20 protein-coding genes, 1 pseudogene and 1 riboswitch are annotated in these 21,067 nt (G+C 37.6%); of the genes and pseudogenes, 15 read left to right on the top strand and 6 right to left on the bottom strand.

The features are described 5' to 3' along the window. Window positions 1-115: 115 nt before the first annotated feature. The 6 genes and pseudogenes from QNH17_RS10225 to QNH17_RS10250 all read left to right on the top strand — a co-directional run. Window positions 116-1,387 carry an MFS transporter gene (locus tag QNH17_RS10225; protein ID WP_283878570.1) on the top strand — a complete coding sequence of 424 codons (1,272 nt, stop codon included), beginning with the start codon at window positions 116-118 and terminating at the stop codon, window positions 1,385-1,387. 62 nt (window positions 1,388-1,449) lie between these two features. After that, a complete protein-coding gene (locus QNH17_RS10230; RefSeq protein ID WP_283878571.1) occupies window positions 1,450-2,094 on the top strand; it encodes a hypothetical protein in 645 nt (214 codons plus the stop codon). 18 nt (window positions 2,095-2,112) lie between these two features. Then, on the top strand, window positions 2,113-2,661 hold the full coding sequence (locus QNH17_RS10235; protein ID WP_283878572.1) for a polyhydroxyalkanoate biosynthesis repressor PhaR: 549 nt from the start codon (window positions 2,113-2,115) through the stop codon (window positions 2,659-2,661). 23 nt (window positions 2,662-2,684) lie between these two features. Beyond that, a complete protein-coding gene (locus tag QNH17_RS10240) occupies window positions 2,685-3,749 on the top strand; it encodes an alpha/beta fold hydrolase (protein ID WP_283878573.1) in 1,065 nt (354 codons plus the stop codon). 38 nt (window positions 3,750-3,787) lie between these two features. Next, a complete protein-coding gene (locus QNH17_RS10245) occupies window positions 3,788-4,183 on the top strand; it encodes a YidH family protein (RefSeq protein ID WP_283878574.1) in 396 nt (131 codons plus the stop codon). A gap of 278 nt (window positions 4,184-4,461) precedes the next feature. Then, window positions 4,462-4,647, top strand: a pseudogene (locus tag QNH17_RS10250) (four-carbon acid sugar kinase family protein); the annotation flags it as partial. A gap of 74 nt (window positions 4,648-4,721) precedes the next feature. Here QNH17_RS10250 and QNH17_RS10255 read toward each other — a convergent pair. After that, complete coding sequence (locus QNH17_RS10255; protein ID WP_283878575.1) at window positions 4,722-6,134, bottom strand: PQQ-dependent sugar dehydrogenase; 1,413 nt, start codon at window positions 6,132-6,134, stop codon at window positions 4,722-4,724. Between the two features lie 166 nt (window positions 6,135-6,300). Beyond that, window positions 6,301-6,915 (bottom strand): RraA family protein, encoded by a 615-nt coding sequence (locus QNH17_RS10260; protein ID WP_283878576.1) that lies wholly within the window; start codon window positions 6,913-6,915, stop codon window positions 6,301-6,303. Between the two features lie 198 nt (window positions 6,916-7,113). On the opposite strand from QNH17_RS10260, the gene QNH17_RS10265 reads away from it, so the two are divergent. Together QNH17_RS10265 and QNH17_RS10270 are read left to right on the top strand one after the other, a co-directional pair. After that, the gene (locus QNH17_RS10265; protein ID WP_283878577.1) at window positions 7,114-7,431 is read left to right on the top strand and encodes an Ldh family oxidoreductase; all 318 of its coding nucleotides are present in this window, start codon (window positions 7,114-7,116) and stop codon (window positions 7,429-7,431) included. Then, window positions 7,407-7,601, top strand: coding sequence for a hypothetical protein (locus QNH17_RS10270; RefSeq protein WP_283878578.1), 195 nt, complete (start codon window positions 7,407-7,409; stop codon window positions 7,599-7,601). The genes QNH17_RS10265 and QNH17_RS10270 overlap by 25 nt, the downstream gene beginning before the upstream one ends. Before the next feature lie 678 nt (window positions 7,602-8,279). Here the strand turns inward: QNH17_RS10270 and QNH17_RS10275 are convergent. Beyond that, a complete protein-coding gene (locus tag QNH17_RS10275) occupies window positions 8,280-8,810 on the bottom strand; it encodes an ECF transporter S component (protein WP_283878579.1) in 531 nt (176 codons plus the stop codon). 180 nt (window positions 8,811-8,990) lie between these two features. Here QNH17_RS10275 and QNH17_RS10280 point away from each other — a divergent pair, with 180 nt between their 5' ends. From QNH17_RS10280 to QNH17_RS10295, 4 genes are all read left to right on the top strand, one after another. Next, on the top strand, window positions 8,991-10,256 hold the full coding sequence (locus QNH17_RS10280) for an MFS transporter (protein WP_283878580.1): 1,266 nt from the start codon (window positions 8,991-8,993) through the stop codon (window positions 10,254-10,256). Between the two features lie 597 nt (window positions 10,257-10,853). Beyond that, window positions 10,854-11,681 (top strand): electron transfer flavoprotein subunit beta/FixA family protein, encoded by an 828-nt coding sequence (locus QNH17_RS10285; RefSeq protein ID WP_283878581.1) that lies wholly within the window; start codon window positions 10,854-10,856, stop codon window positions 11,679-11,681. Further along, entirely contained in the window at window positions 11,682-12,716 is a 1,035-nt protein-coding gene (locus QNH17_RS10290; protein ID WP_283878582.1) for an electron transfer flavoprotein subunit alpha/FixB family protein, read from the top strand. A 175-nt stretch (window positions 12,717-12,891) separates the two neighbouring features. After that, the gene (locus QNH17_RS10295) at window positions 12,892-14,070 is read left to right on the top strand and encodes a GNAT family N-acetyltransferase (protein WP_283878583.1); all 1,179 of its coding nucleotides are present in this window, start codon (window positions 12,892-12,894) and stop codon (window positions 14,068-14,070) included. A 204-nt stretch (window positions 14,071-14,274) separates the two neighbouring features. Here the strand turns inward: QNH17_RS10295 and QNH17_RS10300 are convergent, their stop codons facing one another. Together QNH17_RS10300 and QNH17_RS10305 are read right to left on the bottom strand one after the other, a co-directional pair. Then, window positions 14,275-14,424, bottom strand: a complete 150-nt coding sequence (locus QNH17_RS10300) for an RNA-binding protein (RefSeq protein WP_283878584.1) — start codon at window positions 14,422-14,424, stop codon at window positions 14,275-14,277. 60 nt (window positions 14,425-14,484) lie between these two features. Further along, the gene (locus tag QNH17_RS10305) at window positions 14,485-15,618 is read right to left on the bottom strand and encodes a 2-methylaconitate cis-trans isomerase PrpF family protein (protein ID WP_283878585.1); all 1,134 of its coding nucleotides are present in this window, start codon (window positions 15,616-15,618) and stop codon (window positions 14,485-14,487) included. Between the two features lie 146 nt (window positions 15,619-15,764). Between QNH17_RS10305 and QNH17_RS10310 the strand changes: the two genes are divergently transcribed. Together QNH17_RS10310 and QNH17_RS10315 are read left to right on the top strand one after the other, a co-directional pair. Then, window positions 15,765-16,628: a LysR family transcriptional regulator gene (locus tag QNH17_RS10310; RefSeq protein WP_283878586.1), complete on the top strand. Its 864-nt coding sequence runs from the start codon at window positions 15,765-15,767 to the stop codon at window positions 16,626-16,628. A 263-nt stretch (window positions 16,629-16,891) separates the two neighbouring features. Beyond that, window positions 16,892-18,211, top strand: a complete 1,320-nt coding sequence (locus QNH17_RS10315) for a CitMHS family transporter (RefSeq protein WP_283879477.1) — start codon at window positions 16,892-16,894, stop codon at window positions 18,209-18,211. A gap of 101 nt (window positions 18,212-18,312) precedes the next feature. Here QNH17_RS10315 and yyaC read toward each other — a convergent pair whose 3' ends face one another. After that, entirely contained in the window at window positions 18,313-18,897 is a 585-nt protein-coding gene (yyaC, locus tag QNH17_RS10320) for a spore protease YyaC (protein WP_283878587.1), read from the bottom strand. Window positions 18,898-19,182: 285 nt separating this feature from the next. Beyond that, window positions 19,183-19,284, top strand: a riboswitch (glycine riboswitch). Between the two features lie 341 nt (window positions 19,285-19,625). On the opposite strand from yyaC, the gene QNH17_RS10325 reads away from it, so the two are divergent. Then, window positions 19,626-21,014 carry an amino acid permease gene (locus QNH17_RS10325; RefSeq protein ID WP_283878588.1) on the top strand — a complete coding sequence of 463 codons (1,389 nt, stop codon included), beginning with the start codon at window positions 19,626-19,628 and terminating at the stop codon, window positions 21,012-21,014. Window positions 21,015-21,067 lie beyond the last annotated feature (53 nt).

Below are 21,067 nucleotides of genomic sequence, written 5' to 3' on the forward strand. Positions count from 1 at the left end.
AGGGCACCCGCTTTTTTGGCGCATAGGTGGATAAAGCGGGTGTTTATTCACCTTTGGTTTGACTGCTAATGTATATCGAAAATATAAATATACTTAATGAGGGGTAGGAGTATGAATGAATCGTTGGACAAAATGGGTTATTTTATTTGCACTTTTTATTTTGTCTATTGTTAATTTTTCCGATAAATCTATTACAGGGTTAGCCGGAATTCATATTATGAAGGATTTGAATCTAACTTTCTCTCAATTTGGAATGGTTGGAAGCAGTTTTTTTTGGTTGTTCCCATTAGCTGGAATATTAGGGGCTTCTTTATCAGATCGTTATGGAACAGAAAAATTATTGGTAGTTATGGCAATTATTTGGACCCTTGCTCAATCAATGGTGATATTGGTTTCTGGCCTTCCGCTACTTTTATTTAGCAGGGTATTACTTGGTATAGGAGAAGGTCCTTTCCAAGCAACCGCAACCAGTCATATTAGTAAATGGTTTAAACCGGAATCACGTGGATTAGCCATAGCGATCCTGAATTTTGGCAATGTTGTGGGCATAGCGGTTTCAGCTCCAACAGTGGTTTACCTAATGTCAAATTTCGGCTGGAAACAAACATTTTTAATTTCTGGCATTATTAGCTTTGTCTGGTTAATTGTCTGGCTTTGGCTCGGAAGACTGAAACCAGATGTTTTGTTTGAAGAAGAGGAAAGAAAACAGGAAAACAAACTAGAGACAAATGGGAAGGAAAAATGGAAGGCGTTACGATCTCCTATTTTTATTTTTACATCCTTAGCTGCATGTATCGGCTTTTCTTATATTGTTTTTGGGCTTACCTTTAATCCCGCCTATCTAATTAAAGTAAAGGGGTTCACTGAACAACAGTCTGGAAAAATCATTGCTATATCTGGATTAATTGGTGCGATGCTTGCATTAGTGATGGCAATCATTTCAGATCGTATTTACAAAAAAACACTAAATTTATGGAAGTCGAGAATTTTTTTCTCTGCAAGTAGTCTGACTTTAGCAGGCATAATATATGCGTTATATCCCTTAGTTACTGAAAAGGGTTCAATCATTCTTATCCTTTCTATCGTCTATATGTTAGTGGCTACAGCTGGAAATCTTAATCCCGCCGTAATCATTAGTTTATATCCTAAACGGAGAGGGCTTATGACAGGAACTTATTATGGAATCATGACATCATCAGGTATTTTTGCTCCCCTTATTTTTGGGAAGCTCATTCAATCTTCAGGTGCAAATCCTGCCGTTGGCTTTAGCACTTCCATTTATGGAATCTCTGTTGCTATGGTAATTTCTGCTATATTCATGTTCCTTTTTGGTAAGCCAAAACAACTAGTCTCAATAGAGAAGGATAAAAAAACAGTGAACCTCTAATAGCAACTTTTATTTCACTGGACTAAAATCATTAATCTTTTTATAAAAGGATGGGAATAAATATGACAGCAAAAAAAGATAATCTAAAAGAATCATTGGAAGAGACAATGCCGCCAAAGAAAAAACAAGAAGTAGACAACACGTCAGAAACTGTAGATGAACCAACGCTTTCAAGCCTGGACCTCCTTTGGAGATATTCATATCAGGGTTTGGATGAATGGGCAAAGTGTGGTGATCATCGCGACGAGGTCTTATTAAAACAGGTGAGACGATTCTCTGGGAATCAAGGAAATAAAAAAGCTATAACAGAGCAATTGACGAAGGAGGTTACTGAGTGGGAAAAGAATGCACGAGATGAATTTTTAATGTCCACCACCACCTTACACCATTTCTTTCCGGTTCGATCTTATGAGGAAATAAATGCGCAAATGGATCAGATTCAAAAGACAGTGTTGTCTCTCTTAAGGACTCCTTGTCAATCCATTGCAAATAGTCAAGCCACAGAGAAATATGTAGAAATGATGGAGCAATATATTGAGTTTAGGAAAAAAGGAAGAATGCAATATATCAACATTGTTAAACAAGCTGGGAATCCACTCTATGAATTTCAAAAAGGATTGGTCAATCAGTTTACAACTCAATTCAAAGAACTGATCTTCCCACTTAATAAATATATGGAAAAAACAGAAGAACCTTCAAAGTCTTAATTTAAGGAGAGCAACAGCATGTCAAATGAAAAAATCTATGATCCATTTGTTGGATTAATCCAATTGAGTGAAATGTGGGACAAACAATTAACTGGCCTTTTATATAACTTAACAGACAACAAAGAATTTGTTCGCACAGCAAGTCTCGGAATCAACACTTATTCATTTTACCTAGAGCGACTTAGAAAGGACCAAGAGGTTTTTGCTTCTCTTCTGAATATCCCGACAAAGAAAGATGTAGCGAATGCCGCAAAGCTATCTATTCAGACAGAAGAAAAAATTGATATTTTAGAAGAACAAATTTGGAAATTACAAGATAATGTTAGCTCCATTACGAAAGAAAATGTAGGAATGTTCGAAGAAATATTAAATATTGTCTTGCAAATGAAAAATAAATTCCAACAGATGTCCCAAGAATTAGCGGAAACGCAAAAAATGAATACTGACCTTCAGGAATTTCGTAAAGAAGTAGAAAGAGGTCTTATCGAAATTCGGCGAGAGAAGCAGAAAAAGGAACCGGAAAAAAAGCAGAATAAAGAACTGGTGCTCACCGGTATTAATAAATAACATTAAAGAGAGCAGTGATTATTATGAACTTATTAGGAACAAACATCATTCCGAGCTTTAACTTGGAAAAAGAATTGAAACGGTGGAAGCAGCTTAATAAAATTATGACCGGTCCAAAGTCAGATATCGTGCCTACGCCGAGACAGGCTGTCTGGAAGAAAAATAAAGCAACTTTATGGTATCATCCTGCCAAGGAAAAAAGACATACCATCCCGGTATTTCTAGTCTACTCCTTGCTTAATAAGGTGTACATCCTTGACATCGGTGAGGGAAGCAGCGTTGTAGGTGGGCTTACTGAGCTCGGCTATGATGTCTACCTATTGGACTGGGGGTCACCTGGGTTAGAAGATTCTGATATCACCCTGGATAATTATATCATTGATTATTTGGAGAACGGTATTAAACGAGCTTTAAGACATTCGAGTGCAAAGGAAATATCCCTTGCCGGTTATTGCCTAGGCGGAACCATCGCTGCCATTCTGGCCTCTATCACGGAGCTGCCAATTAAGAATTTATCCCTTGCAGCCGTTCCAATCGATTTTAGTATCGGCATCTTTCCTGATAAATTGCTGGAAGGACTACAAAAAGGGCAGCTAAGTCTTGACCATTTTGCCGATGCACATGGGACCATACCATCAGAAATTATGTATTTGATATATAGGATGGTATCACCAGGTTTTGCAAGTTCTAATATCAATCTTGTCACCCGTGCACATGATGAGAAATATGTAGAAAAGTGGCGTCGTATGGATAGGTGGACTAAGGATTCTTCTTCCTTTGCAGGTGCTTCATTCAAACAGTTGTTTAATGATCTCTATAAAAATAACAAACTCTTAAAGGGAGAATTGGTAATTGGCGGTAGGAAGGTGGATTTAAAGAATATAAACTGCCCACTTTTTGTCTTCTCTTGTTCACGTGACACACTTATATTAGAGAAGCAAAGTCTTCCTTTGATGAACCTTGTTTCAAGTAAGGATAAAACTTATGAGGTTTTTGAAGGTGGACATGTTTCACTGGTATTGACCGGGGTGTTCGCAGAAATTTGGGATAAGTGGCTTTCAGCTCGATCACAGGAAATTAGGGATTAATGGGATTAATAAAGTTTATAAAGGGGATTTAATAATTAGTGAAAGCTTTATACAGAATAGAAGGTTCACCAGGAGAAAGTGTCAAGTATGCACAGCAGCATTTAGCAAATGAAAGAACGTATCTTGCATGGATTAGGACCGCGATATCAATTACTGGAGTAGGTTTTTTAACTACCTCATTGCACTTTACAACTAAAATCAGTTCAAATCCCTATATTAATACTCTAGTCATAATTCTTGGAATCTTTGCATGTGTTATAGGTGGTATTACTAGTGTGTTGTCGACGATACAATACACTAGGAAAAGAAAGGAAATTGAAACTGGCATCTTCACACCATCAAACCAATCCATTCTCTTTGTTTCTAGTTTATTTTCTCTGTTGGTGTTCATGATTTTTATGTATCTCTCTTTTTTATTATTAGTGAAGTCCTAGTTTTAAAAAGCTAAAAGGCATGCCTCAAAACGGCATGCCTTTTCCATTTAATGATTTATCATTACATTGGCTAGTTTTAATGCTTGACCATTTTTTTCCTGTTCAAAATAATAATTTGATGTCCAATGCTTCATCGGTGAAATTATGCATCAGTAAATACCTAACCCGGAGTAATTTATATAGATTAATATAATCAGAGATCTGAATTAATTCTTCTTGCTCAAGTTCTTGATTTATAAAATCCATTTCTTCAAAGTGGTTTTGGAGCAGGTTGGGACACTTCTGGAACTGTTAGTTGGAAATTAGGAATAAGAGGAAACTATGTTCTTAAAGAGATTGAGACTTTATTACCGTCTGGATTGGCTTTAGGACGTCATATGTTAATTCTCTTAAAATCGGGAAGTTTTGGTAAACCTAATTTTCTTGTACATGCTGTTGAGCATTTGAAACAACTTTCACAGTAGAAACAAACAAACAAACAAGTGAGTATATAATTGCTTACTTGTTTGTTAGAAAATTTATGCGAATAAATCAATCATCATCGAATAATTTCAAAAACAGTACCTTGGTTAAAATCCGTCACTTTCATTGAGCCATAGACCCCTAAGTATAGTCTAGACTGATCCAGATTCGTTCCCAAATTTACATAATAAGCTGACTGAGTTCCAAAATTATAATCGGTTTCAATCACACTATAATCATTTGATTTGCCATCTGTTCTTACCTTGGTATATGCTAAGACCCCTCTGACCGGAGATGGCGATTTTTCTTTCCGGGCAAGATCGGTAAATACAACACTTCCCGTTAAATCGGGGATTCCATTCCCCATATAGGGCTGGACTCCTGTAAGAGCCGTTCCTCCAAATTTATCTGGCCTTTCATCTTTATGAAAATAATTAGTTAGAGGCTGAAGACGCTTCACTGAAGTGTTTATTGCTTCATTGAAATAGGCAATTGTTTTTTCCTCCAAATTCTGATGCCCAGAGCAGCCCCTTATAATGGAAGTAGGAAAAGCACCTTCCCACCCTCGCCAGCCAAAGTTAATAAATCCTTCTTGGTCAGGTTCGGCGTTTGTTAAAGAAGCTTGAACAAGTTGAGTAACCGGTATTGGTTTATAATGAGCGAATGAAAAAATCGACTCTACCAGGTCCTGTCCGACAATTCCCACATATTTAATATACTGATTATAAAACCTTTGAAATGAAATACCTGGAATATTGCGGACTCCTTTGGCAATGACCGTAAGCGTTTCCTGAATAGGTGCAGGAAGTTCGTTAAAACGTGTAACTACAGGTGGATTATTGATAAATGCATTCTTAGCAACGTCAATTTCAATTATTTTACCGGCTATTTCCATATGATCCTGACTTAAATTAAATGGATCATAGCCTGATCCACCATCTCCGGTGGTTAAAACAAGTTTTCCTGTTTCGGGAGAAAAGTTTAAGCTATTGAACCCATTATGATTCAAAAATGGTCTTCTTAAGTTAAGTAATGTCCGTCGTTTTTGAGGTTGACCATTCGATTGTAAAATCCATTCTTCAACAGTATCAATATGTTCATATTGTGTTTCTCTATTGATCCATTTTAGGTTTAACGTTTTGGGATCACACGGGTTTGGATTAAAACCTCCAGGAAGAGCACCCGGGCCCTGTGTCCCGGCTACTGAGTAATGTAGATAAAACAGACCATTATAATAAAATTCAGGATGAAACGCCAGCCCCAGCAAACCCCGTTCATCATAACCACCAGAAGGACCAAGTTTTATAATTCGCGTACGAATATCTAAAAAAGTCCTTATTGCTCCGTTTCCTATGTAAAAGATTTCTCCAACTTGGGTTGCAATAAATAATCTTTCAATAGAGTCACCTGGGAGTATCGCTGTTTTCAAAACTGTGGGTAAGTTAATCTTACTAACAATGGGCTGTAAGCGTATCTTAACTTTTTTCACCTAACTTTACACCCCTTCAAATTATTATCTTTTATAAGATTATGTTTAGAACTATTCTATTAGTACCAGTACCAAATAGGGGCTGTGGAATCTGATAAAAGGCATTCAAAAATAAATAAAAAGGGGAAACGTCATGATCTCGTTTCCCTTCTTTTTGGTCATCTATTTATTTCAACATACTATCCAAATACCGGATCACTTCATCGGGTTTTCCGGAAACTTTCTCATCACGTTCCTTATCTTTAACAAGTTTTTCTTTTGCTTTCCTTAATACCTCTTCCTCGATTGCCTTCGGTATGACTACAACCCCATCAGCATCCGCTACAATGATGTCTCCAGGACTTACTGAGGTGCCCCCGCAAGAAATCGGTATGTTTACTTCTCCCCAACCACCCTTAGCGCTTGATGCAACAGTCGTCCCTTTACAGAAAACTGGAAAATTTAGCTTTTTTACACCAAGGATGTCACGAATAACCCCATCGGTTACGACCCCTGCAATTCCTAATGTTTGTGCAAGTCCAAGGATAAAATCCCCTGCAATGGTACGATACGTATCTCCTTTTGCATCGACAACGAGAATATCTCCTGGCTTGGCTTCACGAATTGCACGTAAAACACATTGATTATCACCAACAGGCATTTTAACCGTATAGGCGCGACCTGCAATTCGGTATTCCTCTTTTAATGGTTTAATTAATGGATCCATATTATTTAGTCCTTGCATCGTGTCAGAAATGCACGTGGTTGGAATCTCTTGAAATGCTGAAACAATTTCACTCATTGAGTTGCCCTCCTTTAAGATAGGAATAGAATGTAATTCTATGTTACAAAAAACATTGGACTTTATATAATAGTAAAAAAGAATGGATGAATATAACCAAAAGGAATCAAAAAAGGTTTGCCAAGTTTCAAGTTGTAATAGATGTAGAATTCTAAGTTTTTCATAGATATGACGGTCATTGCAAGAGGGAAGATTAGATTGGCGGCCACGCATGGAGAAGAAATTCCACTTGGTTTAGCATTAGACAAAGACCGGGGACCTACAACTGATGCAGCCAAAGCATTCGAAGGAGTCTGTTTGCCATTTGGGGGTGCAAAGGGTGCTGCATTCGCTATGCTTATGGAATTACTAGCAGGTGTCCTTACAGGTGCAAATTATGGCGGAGAAGTGAAGAGTCTTTATTATGATCATTCCGAACCGCAAAATGTAGGACATTTATTTATAGCGATAAAACCAGATCTTTTTATTTCAAAAGAAGAATTTGAAAATCAATGGATACGTTTGTTACACGAGTGAAATCACTTCCAAGAGCACAAGGCTTTGAGGAAATTTTAATCCCAGGTGAACCTGAAGGACGTAAGACGAAAGAAAGACTGGGGACAGGTATTCCTATTACCACAGAAGTGAGAGATAGTTTATTGAAGGAGGCAGAGGGTTTAGGTATTGATCTTTCTGATATTTTTTAGTAGAGGATGATCGTACTTTTATAGCTGAAAGTTGTCTGGATCATTTCAAAATTGCTGATGATGACCGAAACTCCGTAAGTCAGAAGTAGAAATGGTCATCATTTAGCGGATGATGACCAAAACTCCAAATGCAAGCCGGAGAAAAGGTCATCATTAAGCTGATGATGACCAAACTACTGAAAGAAAGCCGAAAAAAAGGTCGTCATTAAGCGGATGATGACCAAAACTCCAAAAGCAAGCCGGAGAAAAGGTCATCATTAAGCGGTTGATGACCAAAACTCCAAAAGCAAGCCGGAGAAAAGGTCATCATTAAGCGGTTGATGACCAAAACTCCAAAAGCAAGCCGGAGAAAAGGTCATCATTAAGCGGATGATGACCAAAACTCCAAAAGCAAGCCGGAGAAAAGGTCATCATTAAGCGGATGATGACCAAAACTCCAAAAACAAGCCGGAGAAAAGGTCATCATTAAGCGGATGATGACCAAAACTCCAAAAACAAGCCGGAGAAAAAGATTATCATTAAGCTGATGATGACAAAAATACGTAAAGTAAGCCAAAGAAAGGTCGTCATCAAACGGATGGCGACCTTTTCTCTGAACAATTACATAAGAATAGTAATTAATCCACTATAATTTTTTGTTGCTAGTGACTTCTGTAATACACAATGATTTCTATTATGTTATCTTAAAGCTCTACTCTTTAAGCGTTCTGCAAGAGGTACTACAATGATACCTGCTATTACGACTTGCATGATGTTTCCAGGGATGGAGCCGAATGGCTGTATCCAGTTACCATAAAGGATTACTTCTGCAAAATAATAGCCAACCACTTTTATTATTAATGCAGTTGCAATTGCCAAACTGTTAACAAACATTTTATTGCCGGGTACTTTTTCGGAAATAAGTCCTACGATGAAGCCCATTGCACCTACGATAATAAATGTAAACGGGGACCATAATGCGTAACCGGAAATAAGATCGAATAAGCCCATTCCGAATGCACCTGCTACAGCTCCTGTTTTTTTGCCGTAAACCAAGGCCGCTATAAAAAGAGGTACATTACCCAGATGGATTAGCCCTCCGTTACCCATTAATGGGAGCCTAATGTTAATGAACATCGTGGCAACTAAAGTTAATGCGATGAAAAGTGCATTGATGACAATGGCTTTTGTCTTAGATGTTGTTTTTGTTGATGAGAATGTTGATTCCATATGTTGTAGACCCCTTCTTTTTTTAAAAATAATATCATACAAATAATATTTAATAAATGGAATTTTGAAACATTTATTAGATTTTCAAGTTGATTTTCCACATCTTTTTAAAAACTGGTTTCTACCGTTACAGGAAATCCATATATATAAAGGATTAAAAGTAAATAGGAGTAGAAATCATTGGACAAACAAAATAGCAGATTTAGATGGATTGTATTTGCTTCTGTCATGTTTACTTATTTATTGATGGCGAGCCAGCGAACCGCACCGGGGTTGATTACAGAAGAAGTGATGACGGATTTTAATGTAACAGCTACAACGATTGGGTTACTGACAAGTATTCAATTTTTTGTATACACAGGATTGCAAATCCCAATGGGTATTTTGGCTGACCGATTTGGACCTAATTTTTTCCTCATAATAGGTGCCATACTTACCGGCTTAGGTACAATCATTTATAGTCTTGGTACCCATGAAATTGTCCTATTTTTGGCCAGAATACTGACGGGGACGGGGGATGCGACTATCTGGGTCAATATGGTGTTAATTTTGGGTCAATGGTTTAAAGTAAAGGAATTTGTTCGATTAATTGGTCTGGCGGGAATGACGGGAAGTCTTGGTTTCCTTTTTGCAACAGTCCCGTTCTCCATATTAATTAACCTTCTAGGTTGGAGGGGGGCGTTTTTTTCAGCGGGACTGCTCTTATGTCTTTGTGGAATTCTTCTTTATTTTGTTCTCATAAAAAAACCAAACCAAATCTTTCTTACCAAATCGGCTGCTGTTAAAGAAGAGATACCACGTGAAAAAACGTTTGCGCTATTACGAAGAATATTTTCGAATCGTCAGGCGTGGGCTTTATTTTTTTGTCACTTTGGGGTTGTAGGTGCGTATGTAGGATTTATCGGTTCGTGGGCAGTGCCTTATGGGATGGATGTCTATGGAATGACTCGGTCAGATGCTAGTCAACTCATAATGATTGGTCTTATCGGAGCGCTTATTGGTGCTCCTTTAACTAGTTGGATTTCAAGTCGATTAGAAACAATTAAACGACCTTATGTTATTGTTCATATCATGATTTTATTGGGGTGGTCCTTCTTTCTTTTATTTAATGGGAATCCACCTTTACTCATCCTCGTGATGCTTTTCTTTATCATTGGCTTTGGTTACGGGGCAAGTGCATTAACCTTTGCTGTCGTTCGTCAATCTTTTCCTATGATAGAATCTGGCATTGTATCTGGGTTTGCGAATACGGGCGGATTTCTAAGTGCAGTATTACTGCCAAGCATTTTTGGATATGTGTTGGATCATTCTCAGACAGCTTCAAGTAGTGTAGGTAATGGGTACTTCTACGGTTTCATCACTCCAGTTATTTTCTCCATGCTTGGCTTGCTGGGTGTGATTTGTCTTAAGGAAAAGCGCCAGGTGAAAAACATGCCTCAAAATTAATATAAAGAGTTCCGTTTTCGGGTGCTCTTAGTACTAATTTTATTAATCTTTATAAGCTGGTCGATAAAAAGCGGCTGATTCCCGCATCTAGGATCAGAGGGTTCGCACTTATCGGTTGGGGGATTAGGTTTAGTATCCGAGTTATTAATAGACGGAAAAATTCCGCTTAATTCGTAATTATTATTAAAAAAGGCGTAAATAGAAGGAGAGATTCCGTCTATTTACTCGAAAAACATGAAAATGGGAGATTTTGCTTTGCGTAATTGGAAAATTTTACCTTATTTAACCCGAAACGAGCTCCATTTTACATTTAACCGGAAAATCTCCGTTTATTTAACTTTTGCTGGTTACTCGATTAAGGACAAGACATCTTATTTAAAAAGGGGTGAGGTTTATCCCAAAAATCTTTTTCCTAGTTTGCCTTGTCATTTGCAAGTTTTACATAGATATTAATCAGAAAATTCGCATGTATGGACATCTCTTCTAATAAAGTAATTGTAACGGGAGTAAAAAGGCTTTTTCACCGAAAAATAGCCGACAAGTTTCATATTACTGTAGCTAAAGGACCATGTGTCTTTTAATAAAGGGAGGGATTAAATGCTGCACATTGTAGCCTGTATCAAGCAAGTGCCTGACACCAAAATTATCAAGATGAATCCAAAGACAAATACGATGGACCGCAGGACGGCACCCGCAATCTTAAACCCGTATGATGCTCATGCTGTGGAAGAGGCGGTTCGTCTAAAGAATAGGTATGGAGGAATCGTATCTGTTGTAACAATGGGGCCGCCTCCAGCGGTTACCGCGATAAAAAAGTGTATTGAAATTGGCGCCGATGAGGGCTATTTAATCACAGACCGCCGGTTTGCAGGTGCAGATACATTGGCAACGAGCTATGCCGTGACAAAGGCGATTGAAAAAATCGCAAAAACAAATCCCGTTGATTTGATCATTTGTGGGAAAATGTCCATCGATGGAGATACCGGGCAAGTCGGACCTGGAATAGCAAGAAGGCTCGATATTCCTCCCCTTACGTCTGTGAATAAAGTAGAGGAAATCAATCAAGAGGAAGGATATGCAATTGTTCATCGCAAGTTTGAGGAAGGTTATGAAGTCGTAAAGTCCACATTGCCATGTCTGTTTTCCGTTGAAAAAACAATCAATGAAGTACCGTATTCTCCGTTTCCAAACATGATAAAGGCTGCAAGATATAATCCCCATATTTGGTCTGTTGATGACTTGGAAGGGGTAGACATTAAGCAGCTTGGTTTGAAGGGATCCCCAACGATCGTATCTAAAGTATGGGCTCCTCAAAAACCGGCAGGGGGAACATTCTTTGATGGCAGCCCCTCTACACAAGTTGAACAATTGCTATCTGTCCTGCTTGAAAAGAAAGAACTGTTTGAAACAAAGGAGGGAGTGTAATTGGATTTTAAAGATTACAAAGGTGTTTGGGTATTCATTGAACAAAAGGATGGTGTTGTTGCCTCCGTATCCCTAGAACTACTGGGTGCCGGTAGAAAGTTGGCCGACAAACGGGGAGTGGAATTGGCCGGTATTCTAATTGGAGAAAATGTTAAACAATTAACAAAGACCGTTTTTGAATATGGAGCAGATACAGTGTACGTTTATGATCAACCCATCTTTAAGCATTACCGGACTGAAACCTACATGAAGGCTCTGCTGGAGTGCTCTGATAAATATAAACCAGAAATTATCCTCTATGGGGCCACCTCAACAGGAAAAGACCTGGCTAGTGCGGTAGCTACCGATCTTCCGACAGGTCTAACAGCGGATACGACGGAACTGGATGTTGAAGAGGAAACGGGTTTACTATTGGCGAGCAGACCGGCTTTTGGCGGAAATATTATGGCGACCATTTTATGTAAAAAATACCGGCCGCAAATGGCGACAGTACGCGCCAAAGTCATGAAGGCGCTGGACCCGGAGCCGGGAAGAACCGGCAAGGTGGTTGAAGAAACCATACCTCTAAAGGAAGAAGATATTCGGACAAAAGTCTTGGAAATTGTAAAGGAAACAGTAAAGAAAGTACGAATCGACGAAGCGGACATTATTGTTGCAGGTGGAAAAGGATTAGGGAGCTTCGAAGGATTTCAGATAATACACCAATTGGCAGAAACACTTGGAGGAGCGGTTGGTGCCAGCAGGGATGTAGTAGAAGCGGGTTGGATCGACCATCCTCATCAAGTTGGGCAAACCGGTGTTACAGTAACGCCAAAAATTTATTTTGCAATTGGAATCTCCGGAGCGATTCAACATATTGTGGGAATGAAAAATTCAGGATTAATTATTGCCATAAATAAGGACAAAGAGGCCCCTATTTTTCAGAATTGCCATTATGGAATTGTTGGCGATGCCTTTGAAATCGTTCCTATCCTAATCGAGCAGTTTAAAAAGGCTTTATCCAGGGAAAAAGTAAGCCAAACTAGAGAAGCGTAAGTTAATGACGGTGGAGCGACCTCGTTTGCTTCGTTGGGAAACCCAATGAAGCAAACGAGGCTTTTTTAGAAGTATGATAGTATCTAATTCCTAGATTTTGTTGGAAAAATAAGCAAATTGTTTTATCATTAAACTCATAAATATTTAAGTTGAGGAAAGAAAGGGAAGGGTCTAATTGCAGATTAGAGAAATCACAGAAAATGAATACTTTGAAGCAATGAAACTATCAATGTACGCTTTTCAATATAAGGTCCAGGAGATAGATATACCGGCTAGGAAAGAATCATTGAAAAATCATAATATTTTAGGAATATGGGATAATGAGAACATTCTGGCTGCCAAACTGCATATTATTCCACTCACCATTTTTATGAAGGATGCTGAATGGAAAATGGGTGGAATCGCTGGAGTTGCTACATACCCAGAGTTTAGACGAAACGGTTATGTAAACGCACTCATTATCGAATCTTTAAAACACATGCGAAACAATAATCAGATTGTTTCGCTTTTACACCCATTTGAAATCTCTTTTTATCGGAAGTATGGTTGGGAGGTATTAAGTGAACAGAAGAAAATAACATTTGAAAAAGGAAACCTTAAGTTCCTTGAAACGCAGCCAGGTTTTATAAAGCGATATTCCAAGGAGTCCCATAACGAAGAGATAGAAAAGATTTACCAGCAATATTGCACTCAATATACTGGAATGCTAAAACGCGATACAAATTGGTGGAAACATAACGTTTATAATGAAAATTCGCAGCTTGCTGTCTATTACCATTCCGCGAACGAGGCAAGGGGCTATCTTCTGTACCAAGTGAAGGATAGAAAAATGGAAGTGGAGGAGCTGGTTACTCTTGACCACGATGCAAGAAAAGGGCTATGGAATTTTATCTGCCAGCATGACTCCATGGTTGAAACAGTCACTATTAATCTTGCAAGTCACGATCCTTTTCCTTATTTTCTGCCGCAGCCGAAGGTGAAAATGGAATTAGCTCCCTATTTTATGGCACGCGTTGTCGATGCTGAAGAATGTTTACGGAGATTTCCGTTTCTACAAGAAAATGACTCTCTATTTCTCCATCTTGAAGATACACATGCACCATGGAATATTGGGAGCTATCTGCTGGGAAAAGGTGAAATCAGGGTGTTTAAAGAAAAAACGGGAGGTCAGTGTGTTCATCCTCCTAAAAAAGGGATTCAATTAAATATTAATTCCCTTTCAGCGATTTTATTCGGTTACAAGAGACCGATGGATCTTTTTGAAATGGGATACTTGAAAGGAACCAAGACAGAGATCGATCTTTTCGAAAAAATGGTCCCAGCGCTGAAATCGTCATTTTTTGATTTCTTTTAATATTATTGTTGATTGCTTGATAAGGAGTATAAAAGAAGACTCAATAAAGGAATAAAAGTTTCCTTATTGGGTCTTCCTTTTTTAGAAATAATGGTTGTTTACCCAACTGCATCGTGTGAATTTGAAATTAATAACCCCATCCTCACAAGAGAATGGGGTTACTAATTATCTTTTCTGGTAAATTATCATTTAAATACCTAATATTTATATAGCAAGGCAGGGGTTATTATAAAAGATCACTTCTGTTAAAATTGAATATCCGTGCATTTTGCTTAATGCATCTCTCGCTTCTTTTTCGGTATCAAATTCAAAAATTTTAATACTTTTTTCTGTATACCTTGTGATCACCCACATTTAAATTCCCCCGCTTTTTTGTGAATTTTTATGACTAGCACACTGAAATTAGGAAGTTACCTATGCCTCTTTAGCGAAATCTGAAAGTTGATAATCGTCCTTTGTAAAAACGGAACCTTCTAGGATTGTTCGAGCTGTACGCACTACCTTTATTGAATTTATATGGCCTGCAAGCAAATCCACCTTTGTTTCCATAATTCCAGCAGGGTGTGCTAATCTAAGGATTTCGTGGTTGATTGTCACGATATCCGACAAAATGGTATCTTTCAGGAAAGCACCGGCAGTTGTACAAATGGCACCTGTAATAGCAAGAGCTTGATGCGGCTTTTGCATTGACATCATTCTTATAGCCAAATCCATTTCTGACGCATTTCTCTTAATGCCAGTCACATCAATAAAATCCATTGGAGGGGCAACGAGGGTCATTTTTGGCACAGCTGGAGACTTTTTAGTTGCTTCTTCTTTTTTCGAAAAGTGGCACATTTCAGCTGCAAGAGATCTAATTTCTTCTAATTCCTTTAATTTTTCCGGAGTATACTCATGTGGCAATTCGTTTCCTTTTAGCCCCACATCTTCCGCCCTGACAAAAACAAGGGGATTGGCAACATCAATAATGGAAATAGGGATGGTACTATTGTTTGTTTGGATCCAGTCTACAGGTTTTCCGGTGGGAAAGAGCTTCCCAGTTACAGCCCCCTCAGAACGGGTAAAGGAAAGGTAAATAGGGGACCCAGTTCCTGGAACACCAGGGATAGAACATTTTCCTTCAGTTTTCACTTTCCCATTTTTAACTTCAACTTCTGCTATAATTAATTTTTTTGTATTAGTATTAAATATTCTTACTATCGTAACAGGTTCTATTGCATGTACAAGACCTTGTTCAATCGCATAGGGCCCTACAGCAGAAGAAATATTGCCGCAATTTCCTTTAAAATCAACTAATTGATCTTCAATGCTAATCTGTGCAAATGTATATTCGATGTCAACTCCTTCTATATAAGACTTTTTAATAATAGCTGCTTTACTAGTTAAGGAATTTGCGCCGCCCAACCCGTCAATTTGTCTTTGATCAGGACTGCCCATAATATCAAGAAGAAAATCCTCCCAAACTGCACGATTTTCAGGCATGTTTTCGTAATTCAAGAAGACTCCTTTACTTGTTCCTCCTCGCATAATAACAACCGGAACTTTCATATTCCATACCCCTTTATTTTAATTATTTGAAAAATTATTTTTCTTATGAAAACATCGTATGATAAACTAGATCATAAGTAAAATAGATAATTTTATGAAAAAATATAAAAAAAAACTTATAATATAAAAAGGTATGGGTGATTCATATGGATGAGAAAGATTGGGTTGCAATTAAAGTTTTGTATGAAGAAAAAAATATTAGCCGGGCATCGGAACGATTATTTATATCACAGCCTGCTTTAACATACCGCTTAAAGAATTTAGAAAAAGAACTGGGGACTGAATTGTTTTACAAGATAAAAGGGGGAACCGAATTTACTTCTGAAGGTGTTTATTTAGCTGAATATGCTGAAGAAATGATAAAAAAACTTCAGCAGACAAAAGATTATATGCTAAATATGCGGGAGGAAGTAAGAGGAACATTAAGGATAGGAGTATCAAGTAACTTTGCTCAATATAAACTTCCCAAACTATTAAAGAAGTTCTCTATTGAGTATCCTAACGTACAGTTTAGTGTGCATACAGGCTGGAGTACCGGTATTATGAACTTGCTTAATTCATCAAGTGTTCACTTGGGAATACTGCGTGGAAATTATGATTGGTATGGAGTCAAAACAATATTGCATGAGGAAAGGCTTTACCTTATATCCAAACATGAAATTGACATCAATAAATTGCCTGAACTTCCTTTTATTCATTATCAAACAGATAGTTCCCTAAAAAATCTTATTAATGGCTGGTGGCACGATCGATTTTCTGAACCACCGGTGGTAACAATGGAAATAGATAGGCAGGAAACGTGCAAGGAAATGGTTAAAAATGATTTAGGGGTTGCCATATTGCCTGAAATTTGTTTACAACCCTCTGATAATTTATATACATATGGATTGTCTTACAAAAATGATACACCCGTATTAAGAAGTACATGTTTAATGTATAACAAGGAAGCATTACAACTTTCAACTGTAAAAAACTTTGTTGATTTCTTAAACCAAAATTCTAATTTATAAATAAATAGATCTGTAGGGACAAAGAATTATTTCTTTACTTCTTTGTCTTTATTTGATTAATACACTACCTATGAAAGTTATCTATACATAGTGTTTAAGTTGATTATAAGTTTTTTTTTACTAATACACAAAAAAATATATATTTTACTTATTATACTCATTGCAATATTCTAAAAATATAGTTTTCAGAGATTAATAGAAGTTGAAATAATTTCTTTTTTTCTCTTTGTATGTAAGCGATTACTTATTAAGGGGGGATTTATATTATTACGTTTTTAGGAATTTCAATGGTTGTCGTTTTTACTTACTTGATCATGGCTAAACGATTATCACCTGTTACTGCTCTTGTAGTTGTTCCGATTGGCTTTGGATTAGTTGGAGGCTTTGGTTCAAAGCTTGGAGATATGATGCAGGAAGGATTAAAGGTTGTTGCGCCTTCAGCAGCTCTATTATTATTTGCAATTCTATTTTTCGGTATTTTAATTGACGCTGGGTTGTTCGATCCGCTAATTAAACAAATGTTGAGATTGGTAAAAGGGGATCCAGTAAAAATCGCAATAGGAACTGCAATCATTGCCATGACAGTTGCACTTGATGGAGACGGTACAACAACACATATGATTACAATTTCTGCATTGCTGCCGCTTTATTTACGATTAGGGATGAATCCACTTGTTCTTGGGACTATTTCTATGCTTTCTGTTAGTATTATGAGCGGCATGACTCCTTGGGGAGGTCCAGCTACAAGAGCTATTGCCTCATTGGGCCTTGATGCCAATGAATTTTTTATTCCACTCTTGCCTACATTATTTGCAGGAATGGGAAGTATCTTGTTTACAGCATATTTCCTTGGGAAAAAAGAACGAAAAAAGATTGGAATAATTAGTGTGGAGTTTCCGTCTAGAAACTTTTCTGCCATTCCCGAAGCAGCTATAGCTTTGGAAATGACTGAGAATTTTAAGCGCCCTAAGTTGATATGGATTAATTTTCTGTTAACTCTCGTGGTCATGGTCGTTTTGGTAATGGGAATATTGCCAGCTCCAGTGTTATTTTTAATAGGGTTTGTTCTTGCTTCTACGATTAATTACCCTAATTTGAAGCAACAAAAAGATCGTATCATTTCACATGCAGGTAATGCTCTAACAGTTGTTACTCTCGTTTTTGCAGCAGGGATATTTACAGGTATTTTTTCTGGAACAAAAATGGTAGATGCAATCGCCCATTCACTAGTTTCTATAATACCAGCTTCTGTTGGATCTTACTTCCCTGTAGTGGTGGCGTTGACAAGTATGCCGTTTACATTCGTTTTGTCGAATGACGCTTATTACTTTGGTGTTTTGCCAATTTTGGCAGAAGCGGCATCAGCATATGGCGTCGATCCTTTGGAAGTAGCCAGAGCTTCCGTTTTAGGTCAGCCTGTACACTTTTTAAGTCCTTTGGTCGCATCTACACTGTTATTAATAGGAATGATTAATACCGACTTGGGAGAATTCCAGAAATATGCTTTCAAATGGGCTGTTATCTGCTCATTGGTGGTCACCATTGCTGCTATATTAACTGGAGCATTTACACTTTTTAAATGAGGAAATGAAATGATAATAGAATAAATTCAGAGCTGTTTTCGAATCGGTAAAGCCAGTGATTTTGAAAGCAGCTCTGTTTTATATATTTTGTAAATGGAGGTTTATTGTACGGTAAGACGAATGATTTTCACAATCGTTCTGGCAAAATTGAAAACGGTGTATAATCGAGTGTCATTAATAAATTGCGATGCGGGCAGGGGATCAATATAGTTGACCACACCTTTGATATGGTAATCTCCAACTTCAGGTAAAATTTTCTCCAGGGCCTTGCCAGGAGCAAGCGGCCCTTTGTTAAAAATCATAAATCCAACTTGGCTTTTTTCACCCAAACATGCATCAATACTGATAATTAACGGCTTTTTTAGTTGCTTATTGATGTCTTTCAAAATATCCTTTAAGTTAAAGGCATGAACGGGTTCTTTCAAAGTACCATACACATGATAAGGAACATGACTTTCTCTAAGCATAGTACCCACTAAAGGCCCCAGTGAATCTCCTACATACCGGTCTGAACCAATGCATAGAAACACAATATCTCTATGTTCAAGCGTAGAGCAAGTGATTATTTCTTCCAAAATCCTTGCAGAGGCCTCAATTTCCTTTTCTTCCATCATTTCTTTCACTTTAATTCTAAACAATGTGTTTTCTTGTTGTGTGTTGACATGATTATTGTAAAAAGGGCACATTCCATTTCCCCCAAATTGAATACATAATTATTTTTCCTGTAAAAGTACCTCCTGCTATTATATCAGCTAAACCAGCATGAAAACAGTAACTTAAAACTGGGCACGATGCGATTCCCACGGAATCCCGCTAAAATAGATTTTTTAAATCTTCGAAATTTTTTATTATTTTATTGACATAGGAATAAGTCTGTGAGATTATTATTTTGTGAATACGCTTTCAATTTTTAGACAATTTACGCTTTTAAAGTTTGACAAATTTTTTATACATAATTAAATAGTTTACGGTTGATTGTATTGGGAGAGAGTGACGAATGTCGCCGCCGACGGAGCAAGTTCCATAAAATCCTTGGAATTAATCTCTCAGGTAAAAAGAACCACTACATGACGTAGCTCTGGAGAGTGCATATTTCTGGATATGCCACCAAAGGGGATTCGCGTTAATGCGAAACAAACTTTCAGGTAAAAGGACAGAGAAGGTGAAACATTGCCTTCTTCTGTCCTTTTTTTGTTGCTGAAATGAACAAAATTCTAATTTATCACTATTAAACCCTACATTAGCATTTAGCCATGTAAAAAGTGAAGATCATCAAAAACTTCCTTAATGGCTTTTTATATTTTTTATCTACTGATTAGGGAAACAACAAATTAATAAAATAAGGAGGGCAAGAATTGTAATCGGATGGGACAGACCTTTTTCAAATTAAAAAAATAGAGGGTGGGGATTTAATATGCAGGAACAGACATTGTCGAGAGGCCTAAAAAATAGGCATGTACAATTAATCGCTATTGGTGGAGCAATCGGAACAGGATTATTTCTAGGTGCCGGAAAATCTATTCATTTAGCTGGACCATCAATATTATTTGCTTACTTAATTACAGGTGTCATTTGCTTTTTGATCATGCGGGCACTTGGCGAACTGCTCTTAACCAATTTGAACTATCATTCTTTTGTTGACTTTGTAAGAGACTATTTAGGTAATATGGCAGCATTTATCACGGGATGGACCTACTGGTTTTGCTGGATATCTATTGCAATGGCAGACTTAACAGCAGTTGGTCTTTATACCCAATATTGGTTTCCTTCTGTACCACAGTGGATGCCAGGATTAATTGCTCTTGTCATTTTGCTAGTTATGAACCTCGCTACTGTCAAGCTTTTCGGCGAGATGGAATTCTGGTTCGCATTAATTAAAGTCATCGCGATACTGGCACTCATTGTCATTGGTGTGTTCATGATTATTAAAGGTTTTTCCACCAATGCAGGAGCATCCAGTTTCACGAATTTATGGAGCCATGACGGCTGGTTTCCAAATGGCATAAATGGGTTTATTCTCTCATTCCAGATGGTTGTGTTTGCATTTGTTGGCATAGAACTGGTAGGACTAACAGCAGGTGAAACCGAAAACCCAGAAAAAGTAATCCCAAAAGCCATCAATAATATTCCTATTCGAGTTTTAATTTTCTACGTTGGAGCCCTTATTGTCATCATGAGTATTTATCCATGGAACGCGATAAATCCAGCGAAAAGCCCATTTGTTCAAGTCTTCGTGGCAGTTGGAATCGCTGCAGCTGCTGGTATCGTCAATTTTGTCGTGCTAACTTCCGCGGCTTCGGCATGTAACAGTGCCATCTTCAGTACAAGCCGGATGGTATACTCACTAGCCAGAGATAAAAATGCACCTGTACCATTTACAAAACTTACTTCCCGTCAAGTACCTTCGAATGCATTGCTCTTTTCAACTGTGGTCATTTTAATTGCCGTTGTGTTGAACTATGTCATGCCAGAAGGAGTATTTACACTAATTACAAGTATCTCTACCGTATGTTTCATCTTTATTTGGGGTATTACGATTATCAGCCATTTGAAATATCGTAAAACAAGACCAGATCTAGCAAAAGTAAACAAATTTAAATTGCCGCTTTATCCATTTTCTAATTACTTGATCCTAGCTTTTCTAGCATTTGTTTTGGTTGTGCTTGCACTTGCTGAAGATACTCGCGTTGCCTTGTTTGTAACACCTGTTTGGTTTATTTTACTAATTGCCATATATAAGATGCGGAATATGAAGGCAAACTATGCAGATCAAGTCAATCCAGAAAAGATAGCAGAAAATTAAGAGGTAACTCAAAAATGTCTTATTTTCCATTTTTGATACCGTTTTCAAAAAAA

The sequence above is a fragment of the Neobacillus sp. SuZ13 genome (assembly GCF_030123365.1).
Classification (GTDB): Bacteria; Bacillota; Bacilli; order Bacillales; family Cytobacillaceae; genus Neobacillus.